We start from the raw sequence: 26,099 nt of genomic DNA on the forward strand, positions 1-26,099 counted from the left end.
CCAAGCGGTTATTAACAGCGCAAAACGCCATTTATTTGACGACGATAAGCGAAGGCGTGGGTTTATTCCGTATGGATCGCAGGTGTCCTGACGACTAGCACCTTCGGCTGCATACCCGAAATACCTGCCGCAAAATGTAGCGATCGAGAAGGTCGGCGAAGATATCTTCCGTCCCGTCCCAAGTCAGAATCTCTTCGAATTTTTCTCCCGGAAACTGCTGCTCCCCAAGCAATGCATCAAACGTTTCGGAGCGCACCTGAACCCTGCCAATGGGCGAGCTGCTACCAGACAGAGCAAACCAGCTTCTTCACCTCCATCGAGCAGCAACTGGGCAATGGCTGGAGCGGCAAGATCGAGCTCACCCATGCCGAAAACAAATTCGACGAAGTTTTCAACTACAGCCAGTCAGGCCGGTACAGCGTTTACGGTACGCCGCGCAATGTGATGACGAGTTTCAAGTACGACTGCTAACGCTGGAGGGGCGCCGTGCACTGTGGGGCAGATAAGTTTTTCTTCACCCCACCGCCCCGGTCCAACCGGTGCATTGCGCTCGCTCATTTAAGAAGCTACGGTTTGCCCGCTCTCCCGCGGGCCTTTTTTTGCCTGCGCTTTGTCCTGTTTGACGCAAATCACTCTCAACGCACCATCGGGTGTACTATCGAGGCCTGTCCTTCAGATATCAGTAAGCCATGCCCACGCTAAGCGAAGAGAGCCGCCAGATCGTAGCTTCTCTGGCGCACCGTGTTGGCCCCGACGCTGACATTGCAAGGATCGCCCAGGCGATCATTTCAACCTTGCAGGATATGGATGTAGCCCTCACGCCCATCATCGGCCACCAAGGGGTTGCAGCGCTTTATCGCCGCAGCCTCCACCTGTGCGCCTCCACTCATCCGCGTCTGGCCCGCACCTATGACAGAGTGCCGTCCGGCATGGATTTGACTGCCCTCAAGTCCGTAATCGTTGAGCAAAGCGACGCCGATGCGCTGTTTTCCGGTGAAGTGTTGCTGACTACCTTTTACGAGCTGCTGACCACGCTCATCGGGCCCTCGCTCACCACACGTTTGCTTCGTGACATGTGGGAACCTTCTTTGAGCGACACCCCTTCGCAGGAAATTTCGCCATGAGCACCAAAGTGACTATCAACCGTCTTGCCACCGGCGTGCCAGGACTGGACGAGGTGCTGGGCGGTGGATTGCCGGAGTTTTCGTTCAACCTGATCGCCGGTCCGCCTGGCTGTGGCAAAACCACCCTGGCGCATCAGATGATGTTCGCCCTGGCGACACCTGAGCGCCCGGCGCTGTTCTTTACCGTACTGGGCGAGCCGCCGCTGAAGATGCTGCGTTATCAGCAGCAATTCGATTTTTTCGATAGCGAAGCGATCAACCAGTCGATCCGCTACATCAACCTGGCCGACGACACCCTGGCCGGGAATCTGGACGAAGTGCTGCGGCGCATCGTCAGCGAGGTGGAGGCTCACTCCCCGTCACTGGTGTTTGTCGACTCGTTCCGTTCGGTGGTTCTGGCCAGCCAGACTCAGGACAACCCGAACAACAACCTGCCGCAGTTCGTTCAGCAATTGGGCATGTTGATGACCACCTGGCAGGCGACGACCTTCCTGATCGGCGAATACTTCACCGAAACCGACACCAACCCGATTTTCACCGTGGCCGATGGCCTGATCTGGCTGCGCCAGAGCGTTCAGCGCAACTCCATGGTGCGCAAGATGGAAATCATGAAGATGCGCGGCCAGCCGACACTGCCCGGGCTGCACACCTTCCGTATCGCGACATCGGGGATCAAGGTCTTTGCGCCTGCGCCATTCAACCCGACTGAAGCACCGCTGGAGTTCCCCATCAAGCGCCTGAAAATGGGCGTGCCACAGCTCGACGAGATGCTGGGTGGTGGCCTGCCCCGTGGTTATTCCTTGCTGGTGGCCGGGCCGTCGGGCTCGGGCAAAAGCATTCTAGCGTCCACCTTCCTGGCCGAAGGCGCGAGAAATGGTGAAACCGGCGTGATCGCGGTGTTTGAACAACGGCCTAATCACTCCCAGAACGCCACCCTTGCGGGCCTGATCCAGAGCGGACAGGTCGGTCTGGTGGACAGCCGCGCCCCGGACCTGTCCATCGACGAGATCGTGCAATTGCTGCTCAGCGAGATCAGCCGATTGAAAGCCACCCGCGTAGTGATCGATTCACTGTCGGGTTTCGAACTCGCACTGGCGCCGACCTTCCGCGAAGATTTTCGCGAGTCGCTGTCGCGCATGGTCACTGCGTTGACGAGCGCCGGGGTCAGCGTGTTGATGACCTCAGAGCTGGAAGACCGCTACACCGACCTGCGTTTCAGCCCTTACGGTACGGCGTTTCTCACCGACGCCATCATCGTTCAGCGCTACATTGAAGTGCAGAGCCGCTTGCTGCGCATCATGGCCGTGGTCAAGGTGCGGGCCAGCGCTCACTCCGATGAGTTGCGCCAGTACCATATCGACAATAACGGTTTGCACATCGGCGAGATGTTGCCAGACCAGGAAGGCTTACTCGGTGGCCGGCCAACCCGGCAGCGTTTGGGCAAAGACGACGGATGAGCAAAAACCATGAGTGAGGCCAATGGCAAGAACGAGCAAGCGATGGCCACTGCCGCTCGCGAACTGTTCCTGCTCGGCCAGAAGACTGTTGAGGCTCGGGCGGTGCTGGCGGCGCTGCAAAAAGAGCTGAGCGACGCCAACACCCGCCTGGTCGACAGCCAGCAGGTCGAGCAATTGATCGAGGCCAATCAGCAATTGGTGCTGGCGATTTTGCTGGCGCAGTCCGATGCAGAAAAACCCCAGCGCACTCAGGAAGAACAACGACTGTTCCTGGAGATGCGTGAAGCCAACGCGCAATTGGTGATCGCGGCCCTCAGCGCGCAAGACCTGCAAGCATCAGCCGAACACACCCTGGAACAACAACGCAACATCCTCACCCTAGTGGCCCACGAACTGCGCAACCCGCTGACACCCATCAGCATGATCGCCGGCCGACTGGTGCGAGTACCCAGCGAAGAACTGCCGCGCATGCAGGCGCTGATCGAAGGCCAGGTGCAACACATGTCGCGACTGGTGGACGATTTGCTCGACGTCTCCCGCGCCAGCACCGGCAAGTGGCGTCTCGATTGCCGCATCGTGGACATGGTGCAGATCATCCATGAAGCCATCGAGGTTTGTAGTCCGGTGATGATTGCCCGACATTTGCACTTCACGGCCGAGCTGCCCGATTGCGCGCTGGCTGTAGACGGCGATCCGGTGCGTCTCACGCAAATTCTCGGCAACCTGCTGGGCAACGCGGCCAAATACACACCGGCGGGCGGCACGGTCACGCTCTCGGTCACCGCCGAAGCCGATGTGCTGGAGTTGAGCATTTGCGATAACGGCATCGGTATTTCCGCTCAGGCCTTGCCGTTTGTCTTCGAACCGTTTGTACAAGACGTTCATGCCATCGGCTTCAACGGTGCTGGCCTGGGCATTGGCCTGACGGTCGTTCGCGAGTTGGTCGAGGCCCATGGCGGCACGGTCATTGGCATGAGCGACGGCGACGGCAAGGGCAGTACCTTCATCGTGACGTTACCGCTGGCGGTTTGAGTTTTTTCGCTGGTCACGTAATGCTGCGCTTTCACTCCGCGACCCGGAACGCCCATGCCACTGCTGACCCTGCCCTGTAAACGCCTGACACTGGTGGTGCTCGACCCTGAACAGGCGACGCTGGAAAGCGACTTTTACCGACGCAATCAGAAGCATCTCGCCCGCTGGTCACCGATTCGCCCTGCCGATTACCACAGCCCTGAACGCATCCGCCCGCGCCTTGAGGTGCAAGCCAGCGCTTTTGAGGTCGGCCTGGCAGTGCATTTTGCGCTGCTGGACCCGGACAGCGGCCAGATGATCGGCGCCTGCAATTTCAGCGGTATCACGCGCGGGGCGTTTCAGGCCTGCTATCTCGGTTATCACATTGCCGAGTCGCATCAGGGCCAGGGCTTGATGCAAGAGGCACTGGAGACGGGCATTCAGTACATGTTCGAGCAGCAGAATCTGCACCGGATCATGGCCAATTACATTCCCGCAAATGATCGCAGTGCGCGACTTCTCGAACGGCTGGGATTTGAGCGCGAAGGCTACGCCAAGGCGTACCTGAGCATCGCCGGGCGCTGGCAGGATCATGTGCTGACGGCGCTGATCAACGATCGCTTTGAAACGCTCGAGCAACGCTGGTCCCGACCGCTTTCGCAAGGCTAAGCAGGCGTTCAGTCTGGTTGACTGCGTTATCGTTCTTCGCGAGCAAGCCCGCTCCCACACTTGATCGTGTCGCACAAATCAAATGTGGGAGCGAGCCTGCTCGCGAAGGCTATTTCCCGGACAATAAAAAACCCGCAATCGCTACTCGGATTACGGATTTTGCCGTTCAAAACCTGGCTCAATTGGCAGGCTGAGACTGAGCCTTCAACACCGGTTCTTCAGCCCTTTGCAAAACCGGCATCTCCAGCCGCGCTCGTCCATAAAATGCCAGCGCCGTCAGCAAACATGCCAGCCACACGAAGATCCCGGCCCAGAACGTGTGGGACATGTAGTGCCAGCCTTGCAGAACCCGCGTCGTGCCGTAGACGAATCCGAGCAGCAAAGACCCGTACATGACGGCTTTGGAATAGCGCCAGCGGTAGCGGCGTGCCACGAAATACAACGCGAGCATGGTGAAGCCGCCCGAGGCGTGCCCGCCCGGCCAGCAGCGACCGTCACCCGCGACTTTCAGCAAATCGAAGTTCTGGTACCACTCCTTGTGTTCGATTTTCCCTGCGTACTGGGTTGTTTCGACCGGGCAATACACGCTGGTGTGGCCCTTGAGGTAGTGGATGACACCGGTGCTGATGGAGAACGCGAACACCACGTAGAGGAAGTCCCGACGGTGTTTGCTGGCAAACCGAAGCACCGGCGCGACTCTTATTTTTTCCAGGAACGCGATGATTTTCGAGTGCTTTTCAGCCTTCAGACGCGGCCACACAAACGACAACAAAGCGCCGATGATCGCTATCTCGCTGGTCCAATTGGGGACGATCCGCGCCCATTTATGGGTGATTTTTTCGAACAGATGAACCTGCTCCAACGGGAACACCCGGGTGGTCGGATCATAGAAAAGATTGCTGAACGCGATGTCGATTTTGGTCAGGTCGAACAGCAGGAAAACCACCGCCGCACAAGTCAGAGGAATGCCGAAGTTCACCCAGTAAAAGCGGTAACGGGAAGAAGTCAGCATGGTGTGGCCTGATCCGGAGAGTGAATTCATTGGGTGGTCATCGAGCGCCAGTCAGAGGCCTCGATGAACCCGAGCATGTGCGGCTTCTGGGGCGTTGCAGCCGAGATGAACAAAGAGGCGCCGTAGCCCAGGGTGGACGTCGGCAACTTGAGATCGCTCTCAATTTGCGACATGCATTCGCTGTGGGTCACCAGAATCAGGTTGCGCCCCGCCACCTTGTGCGCCAGCGCGTCGCGCAGCATGGTGCCCTTGCAGCTGATCAACCAGTCTTCACCGACCCCCACCTTGTTGAACATATAGCCGGCCGTCTGCGCAGTACGGATGATCGGGCTGTTGTAGATATCGGCGTGGCTAAGCCCAAGCTGTTCAAAATTTGCTCCGACCTCCACGGCCACGCTGCGGGAGCGATCGGTAATGCCATCGTTGCCGCTCAGACAGGCTGCTTTGGAGTGATCGCAACGTTCGACGTGACGCACCAGCACGATCATGTCGCCCTTGGCCCAACCTGACGCCAACGCCCGGGCGCCAGCCACATTGCCATGGGCCAGATCCGGCACAGCCGCTGGCTGCAACAGCCATAACGTCAAAGAGATCACCAGCAGCGCCGAGGCCAGCACCACAATCGTATTGCGATAGCGGGCAAAACGGCTCAGATCAATCGAGCGTTTTACTCCGAACAGACTCAGTCTCAGTTCCACATCAAGCCGCCTCGCCGGCATGCATCACCCTCATTCGATGCCGCGAGGGTAGAGAGACTCGCGTCGGCCTGCGGTGAAACGCATGTGAAAAAAAGCTTAAGAATTGCACAAAGACTTTGTTACAGATCCGTCGTACAAAAACCTTTCAGCTCTCGCGAATGCTGCCGATACAGTCCTGCTACACACTTTGCTGGCTACCAAAAACAACAATCTTCCAGCCAACCGACGATCAAGAAGCACAACGTTCCTGGAGGATTTTTGATGACTAGCTGGTTCGGCAATATCAGCGTGAACCTGAAACTGGGCCTGGGGTTCGGCCTGGTCCTGGCACTGACCTGTGTCCTCGCCCTGACGGGCTGGACGAGCCTGGGCGGGTTGATTGACCGCAGCAACTGGATGAGCGACATCACTCAACTCAACGGTGGCCTGACCAAGCTGCGCGTGGTTCGCCTGCAATACATGCTGACCAACGGCGACGAAACCGCTGCCCAGAATGTACTGACCACCCTTGATGCGTTCTCCGCTCAGCAGCAAGCGTTGCTGGTGAAATTCAAGAGCCCGGAAAACCTCAACCTGCTCAAAGAGCAAGGCGCCGTCATCAATGCCTACAGGACGTCCCTGAACAAAATGCGCAGCGCGTACCGCACCGGTAACAGCGCTCGCGACGTCATGGGCACCAATGCCGAGACCGCTGGCAAGCTGATCGACACTATCAATACCCACGTGCAGCAAATGCCCTTGAGCGATCAGCGCTTCGAGCAATTCCAGGCCATCACGGCTGCCAAGGAAGCGTTCTTGCTGGCCCGCTACGAAGTGCGCGGCTACATCGCAACAACCAACGCCGACACCGAGCAAAAAGCCGTCGGCCAACTGGACGCGACCATCGCCAGCCTGAAACCGCTCAATGTGCATTTCGCCGACACTGAGCAAGACGCCCTGCGTCAGCTCGACACCGCACTGGGCAACTACCGCAGCGCCTTGCAGGCCTTTAAAAACGCCAACAACGATGCGGTGCAAGCGCGCAAGGAAATGACCGACCAGGGTGCCGCCATCGTGTCCCTGAGCGATCAGCTGTATCAGATTCAGCTTGACCGTCGTGACGCCGAAAGCGCTCAGGCTCGCACTCTGCAAATGATCAGCACCCTGCTGGCGTTGCTGGTCGGCATCATTGCTGCCGTCATCATTACCCGTCAGATCACCGGCCCGTTGCGCGACACCCTCGCGGTCGTCGAACGCATCGCCAGCGGCGACTTGTCCCAGGACGTGAAAGTGACTCGCCGCGACGAACTCGGCGTGTTGCAACAAGGCATCGCTCGCATGGGCGTGACCCTGCGTGACTTGATCAGCGGTATCCGCGACGGCGTCGCCCAGATCGCCAGCGCTGCCGAAGAACTGTCGGCCGTGACCGAGCAAACCAGCGCCGGGGTCAACAGCCAGAAGATCGAAACCGATCAGGTCGCTACCGCCATGCACGAAATGACCGCCACCGTGCAGGAAGTCGCGCGCAACGCCGAAGAAGCGTCCCAAGCGGCCGCCGCCGCTGACGGCGAAGCTCGCGAAGGCGACAAAGTGGTGAATGAAGCCATCGCCCAGATCGAACGCTTGGCCAGCGAAGTGGCGCGTTCCACCGAAGCCATGAGCGTGCTGCAACAGGAAAGCGACAAGATCGGCAGCGTCATGGACGTGATCAAGGCCGTGGCCGAACAGACCAACCTGCTGGCGCTCAACGCCGCCATCGAAGCGGCCCGAGCCGGTGAAGCCGGTCGTGGTTTTGCCGTGGTTGCCGACGAAGTCCGTGGCTTGGCGCAGCGCACGCAAAAATCCACCGAAGAAATCGAAGGCTTGGTGGCCGGTCTGCAAAATGGCACCCAACAGGTGTCGGCAGTGATGAACAACAGCCGCGTCCTGACCGACAGCAGCGTCGCGCTGACCCGCAAGGCCGGTGTCTCACTGGAGAACATCACCCGCACGGTGTCCAACATCCAGTCGATGAATCAGCAAATCGCCGCCGCCGCTGAACAGCAAAGCGCCGTGGCCGAAGAGATCAGCCGCAGCATCATCAACGTGCGCGACGTGTCCGAACAGACCGCCGCCGCCAGCGATGAAACCGCAGCGTCCAGTGTTGAACTGGCACGTTTGGGTAGCCAGTTGCAGCAGATGGTCAGCCACTTCCGGGTCTGATCACACCTGACCTGATCGTTCCCACGCTCCCGCGTGGGAATACCTCAATGGACGCTCTGCGTCCGCTTCGGCATGGGACGCGGCGCGTCCCGGGCTGCATTCCTTTGCTGCGCGTGGGAACGATCAACACCCAAGGCTTTGTGTATCGCAAAGGTCCGCTCGTAAGGCAAGGCTTGTTTAATGGCAGTCAGCGTTACTTCATGAAAGCTACAACGCCTTGCGCCATCGCCTACAGGTACGTAAGAATCCGCCGGCTTGTGCGCCTTGGGCCTGGGCTCTATCGAAACCCTGCTGGTTCATGCGTGTGAGTCGTTGGCGTCGGCCAATGTCATGGCCATGGACTTGGCGATCACACCGATGGGCCGGGACGCCATTCCCTATTGGGCATTGCGCAAGTCATCATGCTGGGCGAGCTGGCGGTCAATCGAGCGCTGGATCAACTCGACCCGGCTGAGTAGCCAGTGTCCTCCTGTCACGTGCGGGTCTGACATTCAGTCTGCGTTGAATCACAGATCCAATCGCGGGCAAGCCCGCTCCCACAGGTTATTCGCTGAACCTGTGGGAGCGGGCTTGCCCGCGATGGCTATCTAAAGCTCAGACACAAATCGCATTGGTAAACACCAACCGATTACCGAATGGATCAGTCACCTTTACCGTCCTTGCCGCCACCGACAGTATCAGGCCTGCCACGGATTGATCACCTCTACGCCAGGAAACTCAAAATCCCGGACATTGCGAGTGGCAATAGGAGCTCCGTGGCTTCGGCAGATTGCGGCAATCTGCGCATCGGCCATCGACGCCGTCCGCCCATTAGCTTCACAGCCAGCAACCAGCGTCGCGTACTCCACGGCGGCGTGAGCATCAAAAGGCAAAATCCTTCCGGCAAAGTCCTCTTCGAACATCGCCATCGCATGAGCTTCAAATTTCTGTTTGCGCTTACCAAACGGGAGTCGGGCAATGCCATGGAGAATCTCTGCCACAGTGATAGCACTGATTGCCAATTCCATCGCCGGTTGCGCATCAACCCAGGCAAGTACTTGAGTTTCAGGCTCGACCCGCATGAACTCTGAAAGAACATTGGTATCGAGCACTATCATTCGGAGAAATCCACCGCTGTCGCTTGTTCGTGACGCGAAGGAAGATCGAGCTCAACCCCACCACTGGCGCTGAACCTGTTGCGGATTCGGCTTCCAAGCCCTCCTGCGCGATCAACAGTAGCCAGGGCTCTGCCAAGAATCAGGCGAGCCTCCTCTTCCATTGAATGCCCATTGTGGGCCGCTGCGATGCGCAGCTGTTCCTTAATCTGATCATCCAGGTTTCGAATCGTAATGCTGGCCATGATGCCTCCTGCAATCAATGAAATCATTGATTGAGGCTAACATACCTTGCCCTATCAAAACTCGCAGAGCTGCCGAACGGCCTTACACACAAATCGAATTGGTAAACATCAACCGATTCCCGAACGGATCGCTGATGGTCATGTCCTGGCTACCCCACGGCATGGCCTGGATCTGTGGGTGTGCGAACTTATATTCCTTAGCCAGCAATTGCTGCTGAAACGCCTCCAGCTCATCCGTCTCGATTCGCAACGCCGAGCCCGGTGTGCTGTCGCCGTGATGTTCGGACAGATGCAACACGCACTCACCACGGGAGACTTGCAGGTACAACGGGAAGTTAGCCTCGAAACGATGCTGCCAGTCGATCGTGAATCCCAGGAAGTCGACGTAGAACTCCACGGCCTTGATTTCATCGAAAATCCGCAGGATCGGGGTGGTTTTGCCGAAGCTCATGGAGTTGCTCCCAGACTGATAAGGCCCAGAGTGTAGCCGGGCGAGATGTCAGCACTTCGGCTTGATGATGGCTTTCTTTAATCTCAATGTGCCATCACTGTGACGCAGCACTCGGAATAGTTACTGAAACCCGTCACGTAAATCCCCTTCCCGCGCCAGAAACCGCCCTTCCCTTCTTCCGTTCGCCTGACCGTCGCTGTAACTCAAAACACCATTGATCCACACCCCATCAATCCCTTCCGCCGCCCGTTGCGGATCATTGAAGTCCGCGACATCGCGAATCGTTGCAGGGTCGAACAACACCAGATCCGCCCAATGCCCTACACGGATTTCGCCACGTTCCTTCAAGCCAAATCGCGCCGCCGACAACCCGGTCATCTTGTGCACGGCGGTGTGCAGCGGAAACAGCCCCACGTCGCGACTGAAATGTCCGAGCACGCGTGGGAATGCGCCCCACAAGCGTGGATGCGGAAACGGATCTTCCGGTAAGCCGTCAGAGCCCACCATCGACAGCGGATGCGCGAGGATTCTTCGTACATCGGCTTCATCCATCCCGTAGTACACCGCGCCTGCCGGTTGCAGTTGGCGGGCGGCATCGAGCAACGGCACGCCCCATTCGGCGGCGATGTCCATCAGGTCACGGCCACCCACTTCAGGGTGTGGCGTTGACCAGGTGATGGTGATGCGATGGGCATCGGTGACTTGCTTGAGGTCCAGGGTCGAGGAGCTCGCCGCATAGGGGTAACAATCGCAGCCCACCGGGTGGGTTTTCGCCGCGTGTTCGAGGGACGCCAGCAGCTGCGGACTCCGCCCCCAATTCCCGGCGCCAGCGCATTTGAGGTGGGAAATGATCACCGGCGTTTTCGCATGACGACCGATCTGGAACGCCTCGTCCATGGCCTCCAGCACCGGCTCGAATTCACTGCGTAAATGCGTGGTGTAGACCGCGCCGAAGGCGGTCAGCTCTTCGGTCAGTTGCATCACTTCGTCAGTGGAAGCCGAGAACGCGCTGGCGTACGCAAGACCTGTGGACAAACCCAACGCACCGGCCTCAAGACTTTCACGAAGTTGCTCGCGCATCGCGCTGATTTCATCCGCAGTGGCAGTGCGAAACAGGTCGTCGAGGTGATTGCTGCGCAACGCGGTGTGGCCGACGAGTGCCGCGACATTCAGCGTGGTATTAGCCTCTTCGACAGCCGCGCGGTAATCGCTGAACTTCGGATAAACGAACGCCGCCGCGGTGCCGAGCAGGTTCATCGGGTCTGGCGGATCGCCGCGCAAACTCACCGGCGAAGCGCTGATCCCGCAGTTGCCGACGATCACCGTGGTCACGCCCTGGCTGAGCTTGGGCAGCATTTGCGGCTGACGGATTACCACGGTGTCGTCATGGGTGTGCACGTCGATGAAACCCGGTGCCAGCACCCGACCGGCAGCGTCGATTTCTTCGGTGGCGCTGGCGTCGTGCAAGTCGCCGATACGCTCGATGCGGCCGTTCAGAATTGCCACGTCGGCGGGATAACCGGGCGCGTTACTGCCGTCGATAATCAGGGCATTGCGGATCAGCGTGTCGTACATCATGTCAGTCTCCCAACGGCAAGTGATCATCGCCGCCGCGGTAGTCGTCCAGGGCGAGTTTGATTCGCCGCAGACGCTCTTGATTGTCTTCAGGGTTAGCCAGCGCCAGTTCGGTGGCAAGCACATCGATGGCCAGCAACATGCCGTAGCGCGCCGCCGTGGGTTTGTAGATGAACGAGGTTTCGACCCCTTGCAGCGGCAGCAGCACATCGGCCAATTGCGCCAGCGGCGAGTCGGCCCGGGTGATGGCAAGAATTCGCGCCCCGTAGCTGCGCGCCAACTCGACGGCCTCCAGAAGTTCGGGGGTGATGCCGGTGAGCGAACAGGCAATGACGGCGCGTTCGGCATCGAGGCTGGCGGCGGTGACGCGCATCATCACCGGGTCGTGGCACACCGCAATCGGGTAGCCGAATCGCACCAGCCGCACTTGCAATTCATCACTGCACAACGTCGAGCAACCACCCATGCCGAAGGCGTGAATCATCCGCGCCTTGCTCAGCAGCTTCACCGCACCGGCGAAACGTGATTCATCGAACGCCGACAGATGCTGGCGCAGGGTCGACTCGATATCGCCGACGATCTGCCCATAAAACGCCGACTGCTCGGGCGTGCCCGCCGGGTCGAGGAACCGACTGCCGACGCCGCTGGCCTGGGCCAGTTGCAGCCGCAGGTCACGCAAGTCGCGGCAGCCCACGGTGCGAGCAAAACGCGAGAGCGTGGCGGTGCTGACTTCCGCTCTCAGCGCCAGCTCATCGAGACTGGCGGCAGAGGCAAATCCTACGTCGTCGAGCATCAGCCGAGCGATGCGTCCTTCGCCCGCGCTGAAGGAATCCTGACGGACGCGGATCTGGTAGAGGATGTCCATGGCGGGCGGCTCCGGCTAAAGCAAGTAAGAAAGGCCAACGGTCAGACCGAAGGCGACGACCGAGATAATGGTCTCAAGCACCGTCCAGGTCTTGAAAGTCTGGGCAACGGTCATGTTGAAGTATTCCTTGATCAACCAGAAGCCGCCGTCATTGACGTGGGAAAAGATAACCGACCCCGCGCCCGTCGCCAGCACCAACAGCTCTGGATGGGGATAACCCAGACCAATCGCCACCGGCGCAACAATCCCCGACGCGGTGGTCATGGCCACCGTGGCAGAACCGGTGGCGATGCGCATCAATGCAGCAAACAGCCAGCCCATCAGCAGCGGCGACAGGTGGAATATCTGGGCCAGGCTGACGATCTGATCGGTGACGCCGGCGTCCACCAGAATCCGGTTCAAGCCACCGCCCGCGCCCACCAGCAAGGTGATGCTGGCGGTCGGTGCCAGGCATTCGTTGGTGAATTTGAGGATCGATTCGCGGTTGAAACCCTGGGCCAGGCCAAGCGTCCAGAAGCTCAGCAAAGTCGCCAGCAGCAAGGCGATCACCGAGTTGCCGATGAACAGCAGAAACTGGTTGAACCCGCTGCCCGGCGTGGAAATCAGGTTGGCCCAGCCGCCGAGCAGCATCAGCACCACGGGCAACAGAATGGTCGCCATGGTGATGCCAAAACCCGGCAGGCTGTCTCGCGGTTCACGCTCAAGGAACTGACGTTCCAGCGGGTTATCGTCCGGCAGTTGAATGCGCGGCACGATGAACTTGGCGTACAGGGGACCGGCGATGATCGCGGTCGGAATCCCGATCAGAATCGCGTAGAGCAAGGTCTGCCCCACCGAGGCCTGATAGGCCTGCACCGCCAGCATCGCCGCCGGGTGCGGCGGCACCAGGGCGTGGACCACTGAGAGTCCGGCCACCATCGGCAAACCGACCATCAGAATCGAAACGCCCACGCGCCGCGCCACGGTGAATGCGATCGGCACCAGCAAAACAAAACCGACCTCGAAGAACAGTGGCAGACCTACCAGGAAAGCGATGCAGACCATCGCCCAGTGCGCGTTTTTCTCACCGAAGCGATCGATCAGCGTACGCGCCATCTGCTCGGCACCGCCGGACTCGGCCATCATCTTGCCGAGCATCGTGCCCAGCGCGACCACCAGCGCGATATGCCCCAGCGTTTTACCCACCCCGGCCTCGTAAGCACCCACCACGCCCGACGGCGGCATCCCCGCCAGCAGCGCCAGGCCGATGGACACCAGGGTGATCACAATGAACGGATTAAGTCGGTAGCGGGCGATCAGAACGATCAGCGCGATGATGGCGATGGCGGCGTAAACAAGCAGCCAATAGCCGAAAGAAGGCGTCATGCGGTACTCCTCGAAAGGGTCACGTCGAATGGGTTGTGAAACTCATAAAACATTTCGAGGTGTGATTTTCAAACGAGGTGAAACTAATTTTCGTGGAGGGATAAGGGTTGTCGCGCAGAGACATGCGGGGGCGGTGGATATGAAAATTGGACAGTGGAACTTTCATCGCCCTCACGCTGATCGTTCCCACGCGGAGCATGGGAACGATCAGTTGTCAGTCTCAGTCGTGATTAACGCGGGCGCGCTTGAGCAGTTTCTTGCAGCGTTCAGACAAATGCAGCACGCGCAGGTGTTTGCCGGCCTTGGCGTAACGCTCTCGCAGCGTTTTTAGCGCCGCTATCGCCGAGTAGTCGACGAAACTCAGATGACGACAGTCGATCGTCACTACGGCGGGGTCGTTGGCGGGGTCGAACTGATTGAGGAAAGGTGTGGTTGAGGCGAAGAACAGCGTGCCATGCAAGTGGTAGAGCTTGCTGCCGTCGACTTCAAGATGACTGTCGGCGTAGAGCTCGCGAGCCTGCTGCCAGGCAAAGTTGAGCGCCGCAATGATGATCCCGCAGAGCACCGCAGTGGCCAGATCGGTGAACACCGTAATGACCGTCACTGCGATGATCACCAACACGTCGTTCAGCGGCACCTTGTTCAGCACCCGCAGCGAGGCCCAGGCGAACGTCTGCTGCGACACCACAAACATCACGCCGACCAATGCGGCCAGCGGGATGCGCTCGATCAGCGGCGAAAGGAACAATATGAACAACAGAATCAGGACCCCGGCGACCACACCGGACAGCCGACCGCGCCCACCTGAACTGAGGTTGATCACGGTTTGCCCGATCATGGCGCAGCCACCCATACCGCCAAACAGACCGGAGACCATGTTCGCCGCCCCCAACGCCACGCACTCGCGATCAGGGTAACCTCGGCTCTCGGTGATCTCGTCGGTCAGGTTCAGGGTCAACAGGGTTTCCAGCAAGCCGACCATGGCCATCAATATCGCGTAGGGGGCGATGATGCGCAGGGTTTCCAGGTTCCAGGGGATGTCTGGCAGGGCAAAGCTCGGCAGGCCGCCGGCAATGTGCGCCATGTCGCCCAAGGTGCGGGTTGGCAGGCCGAGCAGGTAGACCGCCAGCCCGACGCCCAGAATCGCCACCAGCGCCGGCGGCACCGCGCGGGTCAGACGCGGTAGCAGATAGACGATGGCCATCGTCACGGCCACCAACCCTGTCATCAGGTACAGCGGCGTACCACTCAGCCAGGTTTCACCGCTCTTGAAGTGCTCCAACTGGGCCAGGGCAATGATGATCGCCAGGCCGTTGACGAAGCCCAGCATCACCGGGTGCGGCACCATGCGCACGAGTTTGCCCAGCTTCAACAGACCGAACGCGAGCATGATCAAACCACCCAGCAACACGGTGGCCAGCAAGTACTGCACGCCGTGCTGCACCACCAGCGCGACGATCACCACGGCCATCGACCCGGCGGCGCCGGACACCATGCCCGGTCGTCCGCCGAAGAGCGCGGTCAGCGTACAAATGATGAAAGCCCCGTAAAGCCCCATCAACGGATTGAGGTGGGCCACCAGCGCGAAGGCAATGCATTCGGGTAGCAGGGCGAAAGAGGTCGTGAGTCCGGCCAGGACATCAGCGCGCAGACGTTTTGGTTTCATGGCTTACCCAACAATACAGGCCTCAGGAAGCGGCCGGAAAAGAGGGTGCGGATGTTACGGAATTGAGCGCGGCACGGCCAGTTGTTGAGACTTCGCAAATGCATTCGCGAGCAGGCTCGCTCCCACGGTGGACCTTCGTCGGACACAAAATCTGTGTCCTGTGCAGATCAAAATGTGGGAGCGAGCCTGCTCGCGATGAACGATGACGCGGTCTAAAGCGAACTCAAACCATCTCGTCCCGAATCCATTCAATCACCGAAGTCCGCTTCGGCACCCAGCCCAACACTTCACGCGCCTTTTTACCGCGAACCCGGCTATTGGAGCCCAAGCCATAGTTGGCCATTTCATAACCCCACTCGGCTTCGGCGTCCGCGAGCGGCCAGTCTTGCGGCTCGCCCAGGTTCAAGGCTTGAGCAATCGCAGTGGTCATGTCGATGAACGACGCTTCACCGCTTTCGACGAAGTAGAACGTGCCCGGTACGTTTTTGGTCAGCGCCAACAGGTACAGAGAAACCACGTCTTCGATGTGCACGTTGGACCAGATGTTCTGGCCAGTACCGACATGGTGAACCACGCCACTTTTACGTGCCTGTTTCAGCAAGCGCGGCAACTGCACGCTGTCGCGCTTCACGCCCAGGCTGTGGCCGTAAATCAGCGTGTTGCAGATCACGGCCGAGTTCACACCGTCTTTCGCAGCGGCAAGAATCAGGTTGTCGATGGCCACGCGAGCGGCCTTGTCGACAGTCGGCTCCGGCAGGTTGTCTTCGTAATAGATCGTGTCGCTGGATTTACCGCCCGAGGCATCGCCCACGATGCTCGAACCGCTGGTGTGCAGAAACACTTTGTCAGAGCCGCGCAGTGCGTTGAGCAGCGCTTCCACCGCAGCGCGATGGTCGCTGCTGGCGGCGTTGATCACGGCGTCGGCGGCACGGGCCTGATCGGCCAATAGTGCGCTGTCGTCAAGAGTGCCGATGACCGGGGTGATGCCCAGTACGCTCAGTTCATTGGCCTGTTCGGCGCTGCGCACCAGACCGGTAACCTTGTGGCCGGCACGGACCAGACCCGTGGCGATGGAGCCGCCGATAAAACCGGCTGCGCCGGTGACGAATACGTTCATGGAGAAACTCCCTGCGTTAATAAGTGATGCAGCCAGTATCGAGGACCGGTGCCTAAGGAAACAGGCAGCCTTGCCCAATTCACTCTTGCGCAGGGATCACGGATCAGCCCTTGAAATCCGCATTCGCGTAAGCCGCCAATTTGCCCTGGATGAAGTCCAGGAAGCACTGAATCCGTAGGGCAAGTTGCGAGTTGCGGTAGTACACCGCGTTGATCGGCTGGCGATAACCCGAATTGAAATCCGCCAGCAACACCTGCAAACGCCCGGCACGGATGTCATCGATGGTCATGAAATGCGACAGGCAGGCAATGCCTTGCCCCTCCAGCGCCAGGTGCCTGATCGTCTCGCCGCTGGACGCGCTGATCGACGCCTGGATCGGCCAACGATCGCCATGAACGTATCGCAGCGGCCATTGGTTGAGGCCTTCGTTGTGGGTAAAGCCCAGCAGCGTATGCCCGGCCAGGTCTGCCACCTGCGCAGGTGCGCCGTGTTGTTCCAGGTAAACCGGGCTGGCGACGATGTGCAGCGGGCTGCAGCCCAGGGAGCGGGCGTGCAAGGTCGAGTCCGCCAACGTACCGATGCGGATGGCAATGTCGGTGCTTTGTTCGAGCAGGTCGATGATCAGGTCGTTGCTATTGAGTTCCAGCTGAATGTCTGGATAGAGACGGCGGAACTCATCGATGTACGGCACGATGGCGTGCAGCATAAAGGGGGATGCAGCGTTGATCCGCAGACGCCCGGACGGGGTTTGCTGGCGTGATGACAAGCGTTCTTCAAGCTCATCCATCTGATCCAGGATCAGCTTGGAGTGCTCGAAGAAATACTTGCCCTCCTCGGTCAGGTCCATGCGCCGCGTCGTGCGGTTGATCAGCGTAGTGTCGAGTTTCGCCTCCAGCCGCGACAGCGTACGGCTGACCGCCGAAGGCGTTTGCCCGACCTGTTCGGCCGCAGCGGAAATCGACCCGCATTCAATCACGCAGACGAAAATCTGCAACTCATCGGATCTGGCTTTCACGGATGCCCCTCATTCAAAACTGGCTTGATAGTAGCTGGATGCGGGGCAAAAGGAACCTTACGCCAGTAGACCGAACACCTCGGTCAGATGCTGCTCATAGCGCGCGACATCGGCTTCGACATTCGGGCGTTTCATCACGTCAACGCACAAAAACGTCGGCAAACCGGTCATGCCGAGGAAGGTGTTGGCCTTGTGGAACGGGAAGTAAACGGCGTCCACACCCTTGGCTTCGAAGAAGTCGGTCGGGTCGTCGAACGCTTGCTGCGGCGCGTTCCAGGTCAGCGAAAGCATGTATTGCTTGCCCTGCAACAGACCGCCGCTGCCGTACTTTTGCGACGCGTCGGAACGGGTGCGACCATCGCTGGCGTAGAGGCTGCCGTGGCCTTCGGTGAAGACTTCGTCGATGTACTTCTTGACGGTCCAGGGCGCGCCCATCCACCAGCCAGGCATCTGATAAATGATCACGTCAGCCCAGAGAAATTTGGCGACTTCTTCAGCGACGTCGTAGCCCTCGTCGATGAAGGTGGCTTTCACGTCGACACCGCCGCGATCCAGCACGCTCAGTGCAGCTTCATGCAGGGTGGCGTTGTAACGGCCATCGGAGTGGGCAAATTTTTTGCCGCCATTGAGTAACAGAACTTTTTTCATGAAAGGTCTCGGAAGGTTGGAATTCGATGGCGGCAGAATATCGATCTGCCTCGCGCGGAATAAGCGCCGAATACACAAAATTCATTTGACCAATACGCACGAATCAACAGGCGATTGTTGCCATACACTTGTGCCGATTCTGAACTTGAGGAAATTTCTGATGAGTGAAATGCAAGGCTTCATCCTGCACGCCAAGACCCGCCCGGAAAAATCCGACGCCTTCGAAGCGTTTTTCAGCGGCTATGTGCAAGCGAGTCGTGCCGAGCCCGGCTGCATCGAGTACCACATGCTGCGCGACAAGCAGGACCCGAGCCTGTTTATCTTCTTCGAGATCTGGCAGTCCCAGGCCCACCTTGATGTGCACTCGAACCTGCCGCACATGAAGCAGTTCCGCGACAGGCGCATGGAGTACCTGGAGCAGGATTTCGATATCCGCGCCATCGACATGCTCAGCCCGTCATCCGCTACCCGCTGATCAACAAGTGGCCGCCGAGCACGCCAAGGCCGATGAAGAACACCCGCTTAAACAGCACGGCGCTGATCCGCTGGCGTAGCCATTGGCCGAGCAACATGCCGAGCACTGCCGGGATCAGCGCCAGCAACGAGGCACTCAACTCGCCACCGCCCAGCGCGCCGCGCCATAACAGGCCGGCGGCCAGCGCCAGGGTCGAAACGGTGAACGACACCCCCAGCGCCTGCACCAGTTCATCCTTGCTCAAGCCCAGCGCTTGCAGGTAAGGCACCGCCGGAATCACGAAGACGCCGGTGGCCGAGGTGATGACGCCAGTCACCACACCACAAAGCGGACCGAGCCAACGCTCGGTGTGACTGCCGACACGCATGGTCGGCAGGAACAAACCGCTCAATGCGTAGAGCAACAGCGCAGCGCCCAATCCCCTCACGACCCAATGACCACCGGCCATGCCGATCCAAAGCGTGCCAGCACCGGTGCCGATGAAGATCGCCAACAGCATCGGCCACAGCCTTTTCACCAGCCCCGACAAATGTCCCCCGAATGCCAGTTGCCAGACGTTGGTCAGCGTTGCAGGAATGATCAGTAACGCGGCAGCTTGCGACGGTGCCATAGCCAGACCGAGCAAACCCATCGCGATCGTCGGCAGACCGAGGCCGATCACACCCTTGATCATTCCGGCCAGCAGGAAGGTTGCGATGACCATCAATGAAAGGGCTAGGCCGAGATTTTGATAAAACGCTGCGAGAGTATTCATGGCGCTATCGTGGCCCTGGATTGGCTGCTTGAAAATCTGCCATATACTGAGGCAGCCTCTTGCTCAGCAAGAGGCTTAAAGCTTCGTCGTTTTTACTGACGCTTTCGCGAGCAGGCTCGCTCCCACAGGTGACCGAGTCGTTCCGGCTGACTCGGTCTACTGTGGGAGCGAGCCTGCTCGCGAAAGCGTCCTATCAGGCAACACCTATTCCGAGCTTGCTGCCATGCACTTCGACCTGACCGACCTGCGCCTCTACCTGAACATCCTCGACAGCGGCAACATCACCGCCGGCGCGGCCCGCAGTCATCTGTCCCTGGCGGCGGCGAGTGCACGCATCCGCGCCATGGAGGCTTCACTAGGTATCGAATTCCTCGACCGCGGTCGTCGCGGTGTCACACCGACACCCGCCGGCAAGGCACTGGCGCAGCATGCCCGTCTCCTTCTGCAGCAGGCCGAGCGCATGCAGCAAGACCTGGCCGAATACGCCAACGGCGTCAAAGGCCAGGTGCGACTGTTGTGCAATACCACAGCGATCACAGAATACCTGCCCGAGTTGCTCGCGGACTTTCTGCGCGACCATCCCAATCTCGACATCGACCTGCAAGAACTGCCCAGCACCCGCATCACTCACGCCCTGCGCCAGGGTGCAGCGGACTTGGGTATTGTGTCCGACGCAGTGGACACCGATGGCCTACAGACCCGCGCTTTTTGCGACGACCCGCTAGTACTGATCCTACCCCGCGACCATCCTTTGGCCGATCTCGAATCGTTAAGTTTCAGCGACACCTTGCACCACGACTACGTAGGACTAAACGCCAACAGCGCCCTTGCCGTATACCTTGAAGAACAGGCTCTGCACACCGGCTCCCGCCTGCAGATCCGCATCCGCGCCGACGGTTTTGATGGCGTGATACGCATGGTAGGTCGGGGCGCGGGGCTGGCGATCGTGCCCCTCGCAGCGGTTGAGCGCTGGCGCGGTGAACAATCCTTCAAGCGCTTCGCCCTGCAAGAAGCCTGGGCCCAGCGCAAACTCTTGCTCTGTGCTCGGGACTTTACAGCGCTGCCCGGTTACGCCAAGGCCTTACTGCACGCCTTCAGCATTCGCAATTGGTCGAGTTCGAAGCCAGCCTCGAACAGAGCAGGTTCGATTGCCCGCTGAACAGTCTTTGAGGGCAATGCGCGTTTCTGGACAGCTCAATGTCGACCACAGACAACTGACCGGTGAACGGGCGCTATAGGGTGCGACTTCAGTTCTTAGACCCACTGCCCGGAGTCCACATGACCGCACCTATTACCGTTCTTCGCGACACTCACCCGCTGCCGGTACTCGACGCTTGCAAATGGGAAAAACTCGAAGGCGATCCGCACACCGTCAACCTCAACGCCTACACCAGCGAAGACGGCAGCAAGATCATGGGCACCTGGATCTGCACGCCGGGCAAGTGGTATGTGGAATACGTGAAGTGGGAATACTGCGATTTCCGCGAGGGGTACTGCATCATCACCCCAGAGGGCAAGGAGCCGATCCATCTGCGCGCCGGTGATATTTTCGTCATTGAGCCGGGCATGAAAGGCACGTGGGAAGTGGTTGAAACCGTGCGCAAGTATTTCGTGTTTGCCTGATGCAAAAAAACCGGGAGATCACACGACGTGATTTCCCGGTAAATGTCGATAGGAACATCCAGTACTTGTGGGAGCGAGCTTGCTCGCGATAGCGGTGTGTCAGACACATCAATGTTGTCTGCCAGGCCCTTATCGCGAGCAAGCTCGCTCCCACAGGTTCTATTGGGGTTTGCGATAGCTATTGATGATCGCCGAGAAGTCCTTGCCCCCTTCCCCACGCTGGCTCATCGCCTGATACAACTGCTGGGCCACCGCGCCAAGCACCACCGGTTGGTGCGCCTGACGTGCCGCTTCAGTGGCCAGCCCCAGATCCTTGAGCATCAGTTCGGCACCGAAGCCGCCGGTGTAGCCGCGCGAGGCCGGCGCCGTTTCGACGATGCCTGGCCACGGGTTGTACATCTCCGAACTCCAGCAACGCCCGGTCGAACTGTTGATGATCCCGGCCAACACCGTTGTGTCGATCCCGAGTGCATCACCCAGCGCCATCGCTTCACTGACGCCGACCATGGAGATCGCCAGCAGCAGGTTGTTGCAGATCTTGGCAATTTGCCCGGTGCCGACTTCGCCGCAATGGACGATATTGCGGCCCATCTGCGCCAGCACCGGTTGCAGGGTGGCGAACAGTTCGGGGGTGGCGCCGACCATGAAAGTCAGCGTCCCGGCCGCTGCACCGCCAGTACCACCGGAGACTGGCGCATCGGCCATGGCCACGCCTTGCTTGGCGGCGGCCGCCGCAACATCGCGTGCAGTCTGTGGATCGATAGTGCTGCAATCCACCGCTGGCACACCTTTGCCGATTCCTGCCAGCACACCGTCTTCACCCAGCCACACACTGCGCACATGCACCGCGGCCGGCAGCATGGTGATCACCAGTTCTGCACCTTGAGCGGCTTCACGCGCCGAAGCGCTGATGCTGCCGCCCAATTGCTCCAGCTCAGCCAGAACGGTTTTGTTCAGGTCGACCAGTCGTAGCGAATGGCCGGCCTTGATCAGGTTGCGCGCCATCGGCGCGCCCATGTTGCCGAGACCGATAAAAGCGATTTTCATGTCCGGCTCCTTAACGCAAATTGATGGTGGTGTTCACACCGTCGTTGACGCTGTTGTCATCGAACCAGCGACTGGTGACAGTCTTGGTCTGAGTGTAGAACTGCACCACTTGCTTGCCATACGGCCCCAGGTCGCCGAGTTTGGAACCGCGCGAACCGGTGAAGCTGAAGAACGGGACCGGCACCGGAATCGGGATGTTGATACCGACCTGGCCGACGTCGATTTCGGTCTGGAATTTACGCGCCGCCGCGCCGCTTTGAGTGAACAGACCCGTGCCGTTGCCAAACGGGTTGGCGTTGACCAGTGCGATGGCCTCATCGAGGGTAGCGACTTCCAGCACCACCAGCACCGGACCGAAGATTTCCTGGGTGTAGATCTGCATCTCGGGCGTCACGCCGGAGAACAGAGTCGGGCCGACAAAGTTGCCCTTCTCGAAGCCTGGGACGGTAATGTCGCGACCATCCAGCTCAAGCTTGGCGCCTTCCTTGATGCCGCTTTCGATCAGATCCAGAATCCGCGCCTTGGCTTTCTTGGAGATCACCGGACCGACATCTGTGCCCGGCTCGCTGCCGGCATTCACTTTGAGTTTCTGCGCCAGCGCCTTCAGGTCTGGCAGCCATTGCTTGGCCGCGCCCACCAGCACCACCACCGAGGTGGCCATGCAACGTTGCCCGGCCGCACCGAAACCGGCACCGACCAGCGCATTGAGCGCTTGTTCGCGGTTGGCATCCGGCAGCACAACGGCGTGGTTCTTCGCGCCCATCATCGATTGCACGCGTTTGCCGTGTTTGCCGGCCAGGTCGTAAACGTGAGTACCGACCGCCGTCGAACCGACGAAGGAAACAGCCTTGATGTCCTTGTGAGTGCAGAGCGCATCCACCACATCCTTGCCGCCATGCACGACGTTGAGCACGCCCGCCGGCACGCCGGCCTCGATTGCCAGTTCCACCAGCAGCATGGTCGACATCGGGTCCTGTTCGGACGGTTTGAGTACGAAGGTGTTACCGCAGGCGATGGCCATCGGGAACATCCACAGCGGAATCATCGCCGGGAAGTTGAACGGGGTAATGCCAGCACAAACGCCGATCGGCTGACGCAGGGTGTAGGTATCGACGCCGCCAGCAACGTTTTCGGCGAACTCGCCCATTTGCAGGCTGCCGATGGAGCAGGCGTGTTCGACCACTTCCAGGCCGCGGAAAATATCGCCTTCAGCATCAGCGATGGTTTTGCCCTGTTCGTTGCTGAGCACCACGGCGATGCGCTTGGAGTGTTCGCGGATCAACGCCTGGAGCTTGAGCATGATGCGCATCCGCGCACCGATCGGCGTCAGCTTCCAGGTCTGGAAGGCGCGATGGGCAGCACTGATGGCGGCGTCCACTTCCTGCGCGGTGGCGAACGGAACCTTGGCCAGCACTTGCTGGGTGGCCGGGTTAATGATGTCGTGCCATTCGGTGGTCTGGGACTCGACCCACTCGCCGTCGATCAGCAGCTTTACCGTTTGGACAGTGGTTTCGTTTGGCGTGAGCGAAGCGTTCATGTTTGGTCTCCGGGACGTTGTTCTTATTAAGAGAGCTATCTTGGGAGCCAAGGCGAGTAAGTCGCCTTGAGATGAGGCGTGTGTCGCGAATTGGTTGTCGGACTGTTTTTGGAGTATAGATGTGCAAACTTCTAATAAGAACGCACATAAAAGCCGGTCCATCATGCAAAAAAACATCACGTCCTTAGGCTCGTTGAACTGGGATGACCTCAAGTTTTTCCTTGAAGTCGCCCGCACCCGCAAGGCCAGCACCGCGGCGAAGCGCCTGGCGGTCGACTACACCACCGTATCGCGGCGCATCAGTTCTCTGGAAGCGGCATTGGGCACGTTGCTGTTCGAGAAATCCCGGACCAGCGGTTTCGTCCTGACCGCCGAGGGCCAGCGATTGCTGGGTTACGCCGAGGCCATTGAAAGCACGCTGCACATGGCGTGCGAGCAAGTGTCGGGGTCTGGGGTGGCGTTGTCCGGACACGTGCGCATGGGCTGCACCGAAGGCTTCGGCAGCTTCTTCATCACCCCGCAACTGAGCCATTTCGTCGATGCCTACCCGGCGATCTCGGTGGACATTCTGCCGTTGCCGCACTTCATCAGCTTGTCCAAGCGCGAGGCGGATATCGTCATCGCTCTGGAGCGGCCGGAACATGGGCCGTACGTTTGCTGCAAACTCTGCGACTACCGATTGCAGCTGTACGCGACCCAGGACTATCTGGACAAGCACCCTCCAATCCGCCGCCCATCCGACCTGGGGAAACATTCATTCATCAGTTATGTCGACGACCTGGCGTTCAGTTCGGAGCTGTTATACCTGGCCAACGTGCTGCCCGGCGCCAGTGCCAATCTGCGCAGCACCAGCGTGATCGCGCAATTCGTGGCGGCGCAGCAAGGGCGGTCACTGGCGATTCTGCCATGCTTCCTGGCGGCTCAGGACCCACGTTTGCTGCCGGTGCTGCCGGAGGAAATCAACATCACCCGACAGTTCTGGATGTACTGCCGCGAGGACCTGCGCAAGCTCAAGCGGATTACCCTGTTGTGGGATTACATCCGGGAGGTCACTGAGCTCAATCGCCCGTTGTTGCTGGGCGAAACGCGGGTCCTACTGTTCGCAGACTGAGAGTCTACAGGTAGCAAAGGAAGCTCATCGTAACGGCCTCACAAGGCTCTTGGCAACGACTTGTGACAGTGGTTGTGACACCACTTGTGACAGTCAGAAGGGTTCTTACAGTGGCGCACACAGGCGCGATAAGGACCCCATGCGGGCATCTGTGAGCGCCTGCGCGAGGCCACACGGGGGAACCTGAGCTTGTAGTAGCAATGAGGTGGTCTCTCAGATTTTTCTGTCAGATTCTCGTTAAGGTCCCTTGAGGTGCCCATAAAGCCAAAGAGCCAGATGGGCAGCCACACAGACCAGATAGGCAGCCTGTAGGGTGTCCATTGGGTTCTCCTTTGAGTTATTGATCGGTTTGGTTAAAGCGAATATCCGTTAGCCCTAACTTACTGGCCAGCTCAAGGATGCCCTCATAGGTGTTCGGCCAGTTTTGCTGAGGCTCGATGGTCGAAGCTCCTGATTGGAATAACGCATAATAAACAGCTGCATAGGGAGTCAGGTCGTCGACCGCCATTTGGGTAACCACCCGTCTGTCCTTATATGTGTAGCTGAGGGTGAAGCTCATTACGGCGCCCTTAACGAAGCGAGAATAGTGAACCAGCATAGTCGCCAAACTACCTCAAAGAGGTCTTATTGATTGGTCCTCATTGATCGACACGAAGCTTTTTCAGCTTGTTTAGTCTTGGCCTTGCGATGGCCGCTAAAGCGCCTTAAGGCCAAGCTCAATGGCCCATGCTTTGGTGATGGTGCCTCTTGCCACGGCAGCGCGTAGACCCTCCTGAGTGTTCTTGTGAGGGCGCTTGATGGCGTTCCAGTCGCACTTGTCGTTGAAGGTGTGACGCTCAAGGATGGCAGCGCTATGGTCGTTTCCCATGCTGCGCATCTTGTCGGCTACCAGTAAGGCAACCTCAGGCATCTCAAGGATCGCCTCGAAGGCGTCATAGACCATGTCCTTGAATTCCTCGGAGACCCAGCCAGCAAACTCAATGGTTGCTCGTTTGGTCGCAAGGGTCTGGGCAGCACGGCCTTGGATGACCTGCAAATTTTGCATGTCTATCAATCGTTGAGCTTGCTTGGTTCGCCACTGTGCTGGTGCTTTACCCTTGGGCAGCTTGAGGGTCTGCCAGATGTCAGTCAGGTCCCACAAACCGGAGTCGTTAGCCTTGAAGGCTTTACCCTCAATGATGATGACGTGAGAGGCGTGCTTGTGTTGGATGTCGATTGTCATTTCATGATTTCCTTTTGTTTGCTCTCTGAGTTCGCTCCCACAGACCAGCACACAGACCCCATGACGGGCTCTGATCGGTGGCACAGAGAGCAAACAGAAAGACTGTGTTTGATTGAGATTGCCCAGCGACGGGCGAA

At 59.1% G+C, this 26,099-nt stretch carries 27 protein-coding genes and 3 pseudogenes; 12 read left to right on the forward strand and 18 right to left on the reverse strand.

Features of this window, described 5'->3' with window-relative positions; genetic code table 11:
• Positions 1-92 precede the first annotated feature (92 nt).
• Positions 93-295, reverse strand: a pseudogene (locus tag FQ185_RS30720) (type II toxin-antitoxin system HipA family toxin); the annotation flags it as partial.
• Between FQ185_RS30720 and FQ185_RS23235 the strand changes: the two are divergent.
• The 5 genes from FQ185_RS23235 to rimJ all read left to right on the forward strand — a co-directional run bounded on the left by FQ185_RS23235 (position 232) and on the right by rimJ (position 4,261).
• Positions 232-471, forward strand: coding sequence for a hypothetical protein (locus FQ185_RS23235; protein WP_149419470.1), 240 nt, complete (start codon positions 232-234; stop codon positions 469-471). The pseudogene FQ185_RS30720 and the gene FQ185_RS23235 overlap by 64 nt on opposite strands.
• Before the next feature lie 218 nt (positions 472-689).
• Positions 690-1,124 carry a hypothetical protein gene (locus FQ185_RS23240; protein WP_256730471.1) on the forward strand — a complete coding sequence of 145 codons (435 nt, stop codon included), beginning with the start codon at positions 690-692 and terminating at the stop codon, positions 1,122-1,124.
• The gene (locus tag FQ185_RS23245; protein WP_149419471.1) at positions 1,121-2,581 is read left to right on the forward strand and encodes an ATPase domain-containing protein; all 1,461 of its coding nucleotides are present in this window, start codon (positions 1,121-1,123) and stop codon (positions 2,579-2,581) included. Before FQ185_RS23240 ends, FQ185_RS23245 begins: the two co-directional genes overlap by 4 nt.
• A 9-nt stretch (positions 2,582-2,590) precedes the next feature.
• Positions 2,591-3,613, forward strand: coding sequence for a HAMP domain-containing sensor histidine kinase (locus tag FQ185_RS23250; RefSeq protein ID WP_149419472.1), 1,023 nt, complete (start codon positions 2,591-2,593; stop codon positions 3,611-3,613).
• Between the two features lie 54 nt (positions 3,614-3,667).
• Positions 3,668-4,261, forward strand: coding sequence for a ribosomal protein S5-alanine N-acetyltransferase (gene rimJ / locus FQ185_RS23255; protein ID WP_149419473.1), 594 nt, complete (start codon positions 3,668-3,670; stop codon positions 4,259-4,261).
• Positions 4,262-4,439: 178 nt separating this feature from the next.
• Here the strand turns inward: rimJ and FQ185_RS23260 are convergent, their stop codons facing one another.
• Both FQ185_RS23260 and FQ185_RS23265 read right to left on the reverse strand, forming a co-directional pair.
• Positions 4,440-5,273 (reverse strand): phosphatase PAP2 family protein, encoded by an 834-nt coding sequence (locus tag FQ185_RS23260; RefSeq protein ID WP_149419474.1) that lies wholly within the window; start codon positions 5,271-5,273, stop codon positions 4,440-4,442.
• Between the two features lie 26 nt (positions 5,274-5,299).
• Positions 5,300-5,971 carry a histidine phosphatase family protein gene (locus FQ185_RS23265; protein ID WP_149419475.1) on the reverse strand — a complete coding sequence of 224 codons (672 nt, stop codon included), beginning with the start codon at positions 5,969-5,971 and terminating at the stop codon, positions 5,300-5,302.
• Positions 5,972-6,367: 396 nt separating this feature from the next.
• On the opposite strand from FQ185_RS23265, the pseudogene FQ185_RS31160 reads away from it, so the two are divergent.
• From FQ185_RS31160 to FQ185_RS31170, 3 genes and pseudogenes are all read left to right on the forward strand, one after another.
• Positions 6,368-7,294: pseudogene (locus tag FQ185_RS31160) on the forward strand (methyl-accepting chemotaxis protein); the annotation flags it as partial.
• Positions 7,295-7,438: 144 nt separating this feature from the next.
• The gene (locus tag FQ185_RS31165) at positions 7,439-8,152 is read left to right on the forward strand and encodes a methyl-accepting chemotaxis protein (RefSeq protein WP_371926667.1); all 714 of its coding nucleotides are present in this window, start codon (positions 7,439-7,441) and stop codon (positions 8,150-8,152) included.
• Positions 8,153-8,434: 282 nt separating this feature from the next.
• Positions 8,435-8,610 (forward strand): annotated as a pseudogene (locus FQ185_RS31170) (DUF6124 family protein); the annotation flags it as partial.
• Positions 8,611-8,829: 219 nt separating this feature from the next.
• Here the strand turns inward: FQ185_RS31170 and FQ185_RS23275 are convergent.
• The 10 genes from FQ185_RS23275 to FQ185_RS23320 form a co-directional block, all read right to left on the reverse strand.
• Positions 8,830-9,249 (reverse strand): type II toxin-antitoxin system VapC family toxin, encoded by a 420-nt coding sequence (locus FQ185_RS23275; protein WP_149419477.1) that lies wholly within the window; start codon positions 9,247-9,249, stop codon positions 8,830-8,832.
• Entirely contained in the window at positions 9,246-9,491 is a 246-nt protein-coding gene (locus FQ185_RS23280) for a plasmid stabilization protein (protein ID WP_149419478.1), read from the reverse strand. Before FQ185_RS23280 ends, FQ185_RS23275 begins: the two co-directional genes overlap by 4 nt.
• A gap of 82 nt (positions 9,492-9,573) precedes the next feature.
• Positions 9,574-9,942, reverse strand: coding sequence for a glyoxalase superfamily protein (locus FQ185_RS23285; protein ID WP_149419479.1), 369 nt, complete (start codon positions 9,940-9,942; stop codon positions 9,574-9,576).
• A 120-nt stretch (positions 9,943-10,062) separates the two neighbouring features.
• The gene (locus FQ185_RS23290) at positions 10,063-11,520 is read right to left on the reverse strand and encodes an amidohydrolase family protein (RefSeq protein ID WP_149419480.1); all 1,458 of its coding nucleotides are present in this window, start codon (positions 11,518-11,520) and stop codon (positions 10,063-10,065) included.
• Between the two features lies 1 nt (position 11,521).
• Positions 11,522-12,382: a MurR/RpiR family transcriptional regulator gene (locus FQ185_RS23295; RefSeq protein WP_149419481.1), complete on the reverse strand. Its 861-nt coding sequence runs from the start codon at positions 12,380-12,382 to the stop codon at positions 11,522-11,524.
• Positions 12,383-12,397: 15 nt separating this feature from the next.
• On the reverse strand, positions 12,398-13,747 hold the full coding sequence (locus FQ185_RS23300; RefSeq protein WP_149419482.1) for a gluconate:H+ symporter: 1,350 nt from the start codon (positions 13,745-13,747) through the stop codon (positions 12,398-12,400).
• 220 nt (positions 13,748-13,967) lie between these two features.
• Positions 13,968-15,413, reverse strand: a complete 1,446-nt coding sequence (locus FQ185_RS23305) for a SulP family inorganic anion transporter (RefSeq protein ID WP_149419483.1) — start codon at positions 15,411-15,413, stop codon at positions 13,968-13,970.
• 223 nt (positions 15,414-15,636) lie between these two features.
• Positions 15,637-16,530 (reverse strand): NAD-dependent epimerase/dehydratase family protein, encoded by an 894-nt coding sequence (locus FQ185_RS23310; protein WP_149419484.1) that lies wholly within the window; start codon positions 16,528-16,530, stop codon positions 15,637-15,639.
• A gap of 103 nt (positions 16,531-16,633) precedes the next feature.
• A complete protein-coding gene (locus tag FQ185_RS23315; protein ID WP_149419485.1) occupies positions 16,634-17,545 on the reverse strand; it encodes a LysR family transcriptional regulator in 912 nt (303 codons plus the stop codon).
• Positions 17,546-17,602: 57 nt separating this feature from the next.
• Positions 17,603-18,193 (reverse strand): NAD(P)H-dependent oxidoreductase, encoded by a 591-nt coding sequence (locus FQ185_RS23320; protein ID WP_149419486.1) that lies wholly within the window; start codon positions 18,191-18,193, stop codon positions 17,603-17,605.
• Between the two features lie 160 nt (positions 18,194-18,353).
• Here FQ185_RS23320 and FQ185_RS23325 point away from each other — a divergent pair, with 160 nt between their 5' ends.
• Entirely contained in the window at positions 18,354-18,668 is a 315-nt protein-coding gene (locus FQ185_RS23325; protein WP_149419487.1) for a putative quinol monooxygenase, read from the forward strand.
• On the opposite strand, the gene FQ185_RS23330 is transcribed toward FQ185_RS23325, so the two are convergent.
• Complete coding sequence (locus tag FQ185_RS23330; protein WP_149419488.1) at positions 18,658-19,422, reverse strand: sulfite exporter TauE/SafE family protein; 765 nt, start codon at positions 19,420-19,422, stop codon at positions 18,658-18,660. The two genes, FQ185_RS23325 and FQ185_RS23330, sit on opposite strands and share 11 nt — an antisense overlap.
• Before the next feature lie 223 nt (positions 19,423-19,645).
• Here FQ185_RS23330 and FQ185_RS23335 point away from each other — a divergent pair, with 223 nt between their 5' ends.
• Together FQ185_RS23335 and FQ185_RS23340 are read left to right on the forward strand one after the other, a co-directional pair.
• Positions 19,646-20,581, forward strand: a complete 936-nt coding sequence (locus FQ185_RS23335) for a LysR substrate-binding domain-containing protein (protein ID WP_149419489.1) — start codon at positions 19,646-19,648, stop codon at positions 20,579-20,581.
• A 119-nt stretch (positions 20,582-20,700) separates the two neighbouring features.
• Complete coding sequence (locus FQ185_RS23340) at positions 20,701-21,045, forward strand: cupin domain-containing protein (protein WP_007946320.1); 345 nt, start codon at positions 20,701-20,703, stop codon at positions 21,043-21,045.
• Positions 21,046-21,204: 159 nt separating this feature from the next.
• Here FQ185_RS23340 and mmsB read toward each other — a convergent pair whose 3' ends face one another.
• Entirely contained in the window at positions 21,205-22,092 is an 888-nt protein-coding gene (mmsB, locus tag FQ185_RS23345; RefSeq protein ID WP_149419490.1) for a 3-hydroxyisobutyrate dehydrogenase, read from the reverse strand.
• Positions 22,093-22,102: 10 nt separating this feature from the next.
• Positions 22,103-23,629 (reverse strand): CoA-acylating methylmalonate-semialdehyde dehydrogenase, encoded by a 1,527-nt coding sequence (locus FQ185_RS23350; protein WP_149419491.1) that lies wholly within the window; start codon positions 23,627-23,629, stop codon positions 22,103-22,105.
• Positions 23,630-23,792: 163 nt separating this feature from the next.
• On the opposite strand from FQ185_RS23350, the gene FQ185_RS23355 reads away from it, so the two are divergent.
• The gene (locus FQ185_RS23355; protein ID WP_149419492.1) at positions 23,793-24,740 is read left to right on the forward strand and encodes a LysR family transcriptional regulator; all 948 of its coding nucleotides are present in this window, start codon (positions 23,793-23,795) and stop codon (positions 24,738-24,740) included.
• A 337-nt stretch (positions 24,741-25,077) separates the two neighbouring features.
• Here FQ185_RS23355 and FQ185_RS23360 read toward each other — a convergent pair whose 3' ends face one another.
• The gene (locus FQ185_RS23360) at positions 25,078-25,299 is read right to left on the reverse strand and encodes a hypothetical protein (protein ID WP_149419493.1); all 222 of its coding nucleotides are present in this window, start codon (positions 25,297-25,299) and stop codon (positions 25,078-25,080) included.
• A gap of 135 nt (positions 25,300-25,434) precedes the next feature.
• Entirely contained in the window at positions 25,435-25,962 is a 528-nt protein-coding gene (locus FQ185_RS23365; RefSeq protein WP_149419494.1) for a hypothetical protein, read from the reverse strand.
• Positions 25,963-26,099: the final 137 nt, after the last annotated feature.

Origin of the sequence: Pseudomonas sp. ANT_H12B (assembly GCF_008369325.1) — a bacterium.
GTDB lineage: Bacteria > Pseudomonadota > Gammaproteobacteria > Pseudomonadales > Pseudomonadaceae > Aquipseudomonas.

Excerpts from the sequence above, each read along its gene's own strand:
- FQ185_RS23320 (WP_149419486.1), bottom strand. The coding sequence starts at position 18,193 with ATGAAAAAAGTTCTGTTACTCAATGGCGGCAAAAAATTTGCCCACTCC.
- FQ185_RS31165 (WP_371926667.1), top strand. The coding sequence starts at position 7,439 with ATGCACGAAATGACCGCCACCGTGCAGGAAGTCGCGCGCAACGCCGAA.
- FQ185_RS23300 (WP_149419482.1), bottom strand. The coding sequence starts at position 13,747 with ATGACGCCTTCTTTCGGCTATTGGCTGCTTGTTTACGCCGCCATCGCC.
- FQ185_RS23285 (WP_149419479.1), bottom strand. The coding sequence starts at position 9,942 with ATGAGCTTCGGCAAAACCACCCCGATCCTGCGGATTTTCGATGAAATC.
- FQ185_RS23260 (WP_149419474.1), bottom strand. The coding sequence starts at position 5,273 with ATGCTGACTTCTTCCCGTTACCGCTTTTACTGGGTGAACTTCGGCATT.
- FQ185_RS23305 (WP_149419483.1), bottom strand. The coding sequence starts at position 15,413 with ATGAAACCAAAACGTCTGCGCGCTGATGTCCTGGCCGGACTCACGACC.
- FQ185_RS23275 (WP_149419477.1), bottom strand. The coding sequence starts at position 9,249 with ATGATAGTGCTCGATACCAATGTTCTTTCAGAGTTCATGCGGGTCGAG.
- FQ185_RS23250 (WP_149419472.1), top strand. The coding sequence starts at position 2,591 with ATGAGTGAGGCCAATGGCAAGAACGAGCAAGCGATGGCCACTGCCGCT.
- FQ185_RS23340 (WP_007946320.1), top strand. The coding sequence starts at position 20,701 with ATGACCGCACCTATTACCGTTCTTCGCGACACTCACCCGCTGCCGGTA.
- FQ185_RS23325 (WP_149419487.1), top strand. The coding sequence starts at position 18,354 with ATGAGTGAAATGCAAGGCTTCATCCTGCACGCCAAGACCCGCCCGGAA.
- FQ185_RS23335 (WP_149419489.1), top strand. The coding sequence starts at position 19,646 with ATGCACTTCGACCTGACCGACCTGCGCCTCTACCTGAACATCCTCGAC.
- FQ185_RS23295 (WP_149419481.1), bottom strand. The coding sequence starts at position 12,382 with ATGGACATCCTCTACCAGATCCGCGTCCGTCAGGATTCCTTCAGCGCG.
- FQ185_RS23240 (WP_256730471.1), top strand. The coding sequence starts at position 690 with ATGCCCACGCTAAGCGAAGAGAGCCGCCAGATCGTAGCTTCTCTGGCG.
- FQ185_RS23290 (WP_149419480.1), bottom strand. The coding sequence starts at position 11,520 with ATGATGTACGACACGCTGATCCGCAATGCCCTGATTATCGACGGCAGT.
- FQ185_RS23280 (WP_149419478.1), bottom strand. The coding sequence starts at position 9,491 with ATGGCCAGCATTACGATTCGAAACCTGGATGATCAGATTAAGGAACAG.
- FQ185_RS23330 (WP_149419488.1), bottom strand. The coding sequence starts at position 19,422 with ATGAATACTCTCGCAGCGTTTTATCAAAATCTCGGCCTAGCCCTTTCA.
- FQ185_RS23350 (WP_149419491.1), bottom strand. The coding sequence starts at position 23,629 with ATGAACGCTTCGCTCACGCCAAACGAAACCACTGTCCAAACGGTAAAG.
- FQ185_RS23245 (WP_149419471.1), top strand. The coding sequence starts at position 1,121 with ATGAGCACCAAAGTGACTATCAACCGTCTTGCCACCGGCGTGCCAGGA.
- FQ185_RS23355 (WP_149419492.1), top strand. The coding sequence starts at position 23,793 with ATGCAAAAAAACATCACGTCCTTAGGCTCGTTGAACTGGGATGACCTC.
- FQ185_RS23235 (WP_149419470.1), top strand. The coding sequence starts at position 232 with ATGCATCAAACGTTTCGGAGCGCACCTGAACCCTGCCAATGGGCGAGC.
- rimJ (WP_149419473.1), top strand. The coding sequence starts at position 3,668 with ATGCCACTGCTGACCCTGCCCTGTAAACGCCTGACACTGGTGGTGCTC.
- FQ185_RS23365 (WP_149419494.1), bottom strand. The coding sequence starts at position 25,962 with ATGACAATCGACATCCAACACAAGCACGCCTCTCACGTCATCATCATT.
- FQ185_RS23310 (WP_149419484.1), bottom strand. The coding sequence starts at position 16,530 with ATGAACGTATTCGTCACCGGCGCAGCCGGTTTTATCGGCGGCTCCATC.
- mmsB (WP_149419490.1), bottom strand. The coding sequence starts at position 22,092 with ATGAAAATCGCTTTTATCGGTCTCGGCAACATGGGCGCGCCGATGGCG.
- FQ185_RS23360 (WP_149419493.1), bottom strand. The coding sequence starts at position 25,299 with ATGAGCTTCACCCTCAGCTACACATATAAGGACAGACGGGTGGTTACC.